The sequence below is a fragment of the Roseofilum sp. SBFL genome, assembly GCF_017746885.1.
In the GTDB taxonomy this organism is placed as follows: domain Bacteria; phylum Cyanobacteriota; class Cyanobacteriia; order Cyanobacteriales; family Desertifilaceae; genus Roseofilum.
This window is the reverse complement of record NZ_JAGHZH010000059.1, coordinates 1-5,211: the sequence shown is the minus strand read 5'-3', so window position 1 is coordinate 5,211 and position 5,211 is coordinate 1. Positions and strand designations below refer to the sequence as shown.

Below are 5,211 nucleotides of genomic sequence, written 5' to 3'. Positions count from 1 at the left end.
TTTACTCCTTCCAATGTGGCTCTTCTTTAGCTGAAGAATTAATGGAGTGCAAACCTCATAAGCGGTGGTTTTTTCCCCAAGGGCTACAGGCTCTATCCCTTATACAGTCTAGTTTTTAGCCTCCTTGTCACCCCTTAAGGAGGGGAATACCAGCTACGTATTGGCCAGTTGTGCATTGGCTAGCCGTGCTGCCTGGGTTCAGGTTGATGATGGTCTGAAAAGTGAAGCCCATCACTTTGTCTTCGGCACTAGCTTGGGGATTGAATCTTCCCAGGGGGCATTGGTAGGCAAATTTATCCGCGGGACAGCCATTGTTGCCGGGTTCGTTGGGTAGGGACTGGCAACCTGGAGCATCGATGTGGTCTCCTTCATCTGGGCTGCAAAAGATGTTCGACTGGCCGGCCCTCTGTATGTTCATGTTCTGGACTATGCACGCTGCGGAAGCCTCAGGTGCCAGGCAAGACATAACGATCCCAAGAGCCACCATGGCTAACCCCATAGTAGCGAGTCGTTGAGGAATTCGAGCGATCGCAGCGGGATTAGAAGCGGATAAAGGCGCTACAGCAAAGACGGGTTGACCGAGTTCTTGCAAGGCTTGTACTGACAGAACCATGAGGGGAAGCGACAACAATGTCCCAAACACCTCAATGCCCAATAAAGCGGGAGGCATAGCATTGGGGGATACAGGAAATATCTTGACCAAATCTAGACCATACACCCAAGATAGGACAACCCACAGACTGCCGCTGTAATCATGGCCCAGCGCCTGGAGCGCAAAGTAAAGTAAACCAAGAGCAGACTCCCTAAGACCAAAGTCGTAAAAAACGTGTTGAACACCCCCAAAGTTAGGGGACTCATGTGATCAAAACTGCGGGTTTCGATGGGTCCACCGGGCACCAATGTGCCGAGTGCAATGCCAGAAATTCCGAGTAAACCAGCAACCCAGTGTTTGCTTTGTAATGTCATGGTGTTGACCTGAAAAAGAATAGTTCAGTGGTTTGTAGAAAATATGAGTACAGCAGACTGCATGAACTCAACAGTTATTATGCGATAAATATAACAACGGTTACGATATGCTGTCAACATTGCAATATGGAGATTTGTAAATACCTATGCCTCAACGTTCACCCGCCGCAGACAACCTCTCTCCCTCAAGGAAGAAACTCTTTACAGTCGGTGTGCAACGGGATTGTTGGCTTGTTGATTGGGTTGTTAGGCTTTCTAATCGCCTACATCCTAACGTTAAACTATCTAAAATCACTGGAACCGCTGCATTCGTTTATCGCTCGACGCTTCAGCACTTCTACCTCCCCAGACCGTTTTTTTGTCCTGTACTGAGTTCTTGGTAAGGAGAATGACATTTACTGTTGTCTATATTACAATGATGTTTTTGGTGATGGTGAAGGTTTTCGGGGATGGGAAAATCTAAGATGAATGTGGTGATTGAGCAAGTCTCTTATGGGGAACAAGAGGAGGCGATCGCCTCCATTCGCATAGAAGTGTCTCAAAATGAACAAGGAGTCGATCCGAGTTTAGAGTTTGATAGCTGCGATGAACAAGCGGATCATCTCCTAGCGTATATGGAATCTAAACCCGTGGGAACTGCGAGGGTGCGCCAGTTAAATCCTGAAACTGCAAAAATTGAACGGTTGGCGGTTTTAGGTCCGTTTCGCGGTCAAGGAATTGGGCGAAAACTAATGCAAACTGCCTTAGAATTGACTCAATCTTATGGAGTAAATGAGGTGATTATCACGGCTCAACTTTATGTTCAGTCTCTTTACGATCAGCTTGGATTTATACCAGAAGGGGAAGAATTTTTAGAAGCGGGAATGCCTCATATAAAAATGCGGAAACAATTCCATGACTAGGGAAGCATTGGGAAAAATCTCGATGGAAGTTAGAGCTGGATTTTACTATAGATTATCCTGACCTTTCTGGATATGACCATATTGTTCAAGAAGTACAGAGAACTCCTGAGCATTCACCTCTCCATAGACTTGATTCTGGGGGACTGCATCAACCCGATCCATGAATGCTTCAAATGCGGCTTGGTCATTTCTATGCTCTAGAACATACTTTTGCAGCTCTCTCATCGTCATCAACTCAAAATCAGACTTCATGAACAAACCTCCAATTTCCATTTGGGTAAATTTCAATTATCATTTCTTCTCCTGAAAGGAGAATGACATTTCCTGTTCTCTCATCTAAACGCACCATATCCACAGAACGGTACATGTTTGTAAGATTCTGGCAAATCTGAAAACATCGAAGTGCCTGTTGAATTGTTGGCAAGTATTTGACTCCATTTTTATGATAGCCTAATTAGCTTATAGCAGTTTTCGCTAACGATCGCATGACTAAGGAAGCATTGGAACAAACTCAGCACTGTTTGTCTGAGAAAAATACCCAAACCGATCCGGTGTTGGCGTTGGGATTAATGATGTTTTTGGTGATGGTGGGCGATCGCCTCTGGCTGGCGATCGATCGCCGCATTCCGGCTTGGGATCAGGCTGACTATCTCAACTGGGTCTTAGAATATCAGCGCATGTTGGAAAATGTCCAATTCTTTTCTGGAGATTGGTGGCATCAATTTTGGCTACTTTCTCCAAAAATTCCGCCTCTGATGTATGTGACAACGGTTCCCTTTGCACAGATTTTCGGGGCAAGTCCCGATGCCTCAACTCTGGTAATGCTGGTCTATAGCGCTATTCTCCTCAGTTCAGTTTATGGATTAGGTCGGATTCTCTTCAACAGCTATCTGGGATTGTGGGCGGCTGCTTTGTGTATCCTGCTACCTGGACTCTACCGCTATCGCCTGGATTTTCTCCAGGATTATCCCTTGACTGCGATGGTCACTTGGAGTTTTTTTTGTCTGACTCTCTGGTGGTTTTCCCGTAAATCTGGGCGATCGCAACAATGGGGAATGGCTCCACTAATGGGGGTTTCCGTGGGATTAGCACTGCTGACGAAACAAACGGCGCTGTTTTTTTTGCTGACTCCGATCGCCGTTTCTGGAATTACCAGCCTTTATCAGCGACAATGGGAACGCCTCGGCCAATGGCTTTTAGGGGGAATAATTGCCCTCGGTATGCTCTATCCTTGGGTACGTACCAACTGGTTGCTGATACTCACCTCTGGAAAACGAGCGACTATAGATTCGGCGATCGCTGAAGGTGACCCCCCCCTGCATACCCTCGATGCTTGGCTCTATTACTGGAAAGACCTGCCAGAGTTGGTATCCTGGCCTCTATTATGGATTCCAATCGTCGGTTTTATTGGTATAGGGATTCAATTCTGGCGCTCCGAACAACGGCTAAACCTGAAACAGCACCCCAAAACCATTTGGATACTTTTGTTTCTAGTAGGGTCTTACTTCCTCTGTTCCTTAAACATAAATAAGGATACCCGCTACATTCTCCCCTCTCTTCCCGTTCTCTCTCTCCTACTCGCTTGTGGTTTAAATCAGTGGGATAAACTCAGTCGTAAATGGGGCCCAAAAATCCGTTGGGGAACAATAGGATTAGCCGGTTTACTGATGTTTTTAAACCTCTATCCCCTCGGAGGACAATTCTTCATCCGATCGCTGAGTCCTGGAGCAATGAATTATCCAGTGTTGGGACTTCCCACTCCCCATCCTAAAGTTATCGATGAAATCATTAAAACCGAACCTTATCTACGATCCAATGTGGGAGTTTTGCCTTCTACACCTACTTTAAATCAGCATAATATTAACTACTATGGGCAAGTGCGAAATTCTCAAGTTCATGGTCGTCAAGTGGGAACCAATAGTCAACACATTGTACAAGATGGGCGATCGCTCCGTTGGTTTATCACCAAAACCGGTCAGCAAGGCTCGGCACCAAGCGCGGAACGACAACAGTTAAACCAGTTCATCGAAACCAGTGGCTTATTTAACCTGCATCGATCCTGGTCTCTCAACGATGGCAGTCAACTGAACCTCTATCACCAGCATACTCCCCCCGTGCAGGTGGTTCCCCTCGATCGACCCCTGTCTGAGGTGCAACTCTATAACCTCTTTGTTGCCAGTCCCGTCCCTCCCGGAAGTCCAGTTCCCGTTACCTACCAATGGCGCGGCCCCTGGAAAGATTTACAATCGGGGTTAGTGCTGATTACTTGGATTCGAGAACGGGATGGTCAAATTGCTTGGATACATGACCATGGGTTTGGGATGGGAAATCTCTATACTCCTGAAAACCTCGATCCAGAACAAGCAGTGGAAGTGAGCGAGCTGACCTCCATGTTACCCCCTGCGGATATGGAACCGGGAAGTTATGTGTTAAAGGTGCAATATCTGCCAGACCGAAACTGGGAGACTCCCGCGCAAGATATTCCCATTCCTCCTATTCGGATGATGCTATCTTTTGAGGCTCCTGCTCAACCCGCTTTAGAGTTAGATTTGTCAACCCAGTTTCGCACCTTTGCCGCTACCTTATCCCAGGGACCGACGGCACTAGAGCATATTTTTAGCGAAGTGGGGCGGATTAATCAATACGATCCAACGCAAGATTATTTGCTGCAAGTCGATCGCACGTTAAGCGATCGCTTGCAACAAGATCCGAATCGGGTAGACTGGCTCTATGCTTTAGTCCTATCGCGAGTGTTGCGTCAAGATGTGCCCGGGGCGATCGCTGCCTTAGATGTCCTCACCACCCTAGAGCCAAACAGCCCCTATCCCTATGCCTATTTAGCCGTAGTCTATCTTTACGACTGGAAACCTCAAAAAGCTCAAAAAGTCCTCGAAACCGCCCTACAGCTCAAACCAGACGAGCCAGAAATACAAGCCCTACAAGCCATTTCCTTCGCTATGCAAGGCCATTTCTTCAAAGCGTGGCAACTCGCCAAAACTCTCAATCTCTAGGTGCATCGAACTCAGATAAATCACTATCACTCCTGTACATTGGACGCTAATTCATGACTTAAGGTTATTTTAGAAGAAAGTGCATTTGTGCAACGTGAGTTGCTCGTTAAGTGATGCCCTAAAACCAGGAAAGTCTTATGACAAGAATATTTGAACAAGAAGTCGAATGCTGTGTTTGCCAAGAAAAAAGTAAACCTCAAGGGGTGACAAGGAGGCTCAATGGTAGAGAGAGTGGTGGGTTGAGGAGGCGATCGGTAAAAGAGTAAAGTGGTCGTGTAGAGACCACAAAAATATAAAAATGCTTCCTCAATTGTACCAGAAAATCCTCGAAC

At 46.5% G+C, this 5,211-nt stretch carries 7 protein-coding genes; 3 read left to right on the top strand and 4 right to left on the bottom strand.

The annotated features are described in order from the left end of the window. Positions 1 to 127: 127 nt before the first annotated feature. A complete protein-coding gene (locus tag J7545_RS06865; RefSeq protein WP_318701058.1) occupies positions 128 to 670 on the bottom strand; it encodes a hypothetical protein in 543 nt (180 codons plus the stop codon). Positions 671 to 705: 35 nt separating this feature from the next. Next, positions 706 to 966 carry a hypothetical protein gene (locus tag J7545_RS06860; RefSeq protein WP_318719334.1) on the bottom strand — a complete coding sequence of 87 codons (261 nt, stop codon included), beginning with the start codon at positions 964 to 966 and terminating at the stop codon, positions 706 to 708. A gap of 146 nt (positions 967 to 1,112) precedes the next feature. Between J7545_RS06860 and J7545_RS06855 the strand changes: the two genes are divergently transcribed. Then, positions 1,113 to 1,349, top strand: a complete 237-nt coding sequence (locus J7545_RS06855) for a hypothetical protein (protein ID WP_318719333.1) — start codon at positions 1,113 to 1,115, stop codon at positions 1,347 to 1,349. A 66-nt stretch (positions 1,350 to 1,415) separates the two neighbouring features. Further along, positions 1,416 to 1,868, top strand: coding sequence for a GNAT family N-acetyltransferase (locus J7545_RS06850; RefSeq protein WP_318701060.1), 453 nt, complete (start codon positions 1,416 to 1,418; stop codon positions 1,866 to 1,868). A 45-nt stretch (positions 1,869 to 1,913) separates the two neighbouring features. Here the strand turns inward: J7545_RS06850 and J7545_RS06845 are convergent, their stop codons facing one another. Then, entirely contained in the window at positions 1,914 to 2,120 is a 207-nt protein-coding gene (locus tag J7545_RS06845) for a DUF6887 family protein (RefSeq protein ID WP_318701061.1), read from the bottom strand. Continuing rightward, complete coding sequence (locus tag J7545_RS23945; RefSeq protein ID WP_413038676.1) at positions 2,110 to 2,235, bottom strand: DUF6888 family protein; 126 nt, start codon at positions 2,233 to 2,235, stop codon at positions 2,110 to 2,112. Before J7545_RS23945 ends, J7545_RS06845 begins: the two co-directional genes overlap by 11 nt. A 118-nt stretch (positions 2,236 to 2,353) precedes the next feature. Between J7545_RS23945 and J7545_RS06840 the strand changes: the two genes are divergently transcribed. Beyond that, a complete protein-coding gene (locus J7545_RS06840; protein WP_318719332.1) occupies positions 2,354 to 4,879 on the top strand; it encodes a glycosyltransferase family 39 protein in 2,526 nt (841 codons plus the stop codon). Positions 4,880 to 5,211: the final 332 nt, after the last annotated feature.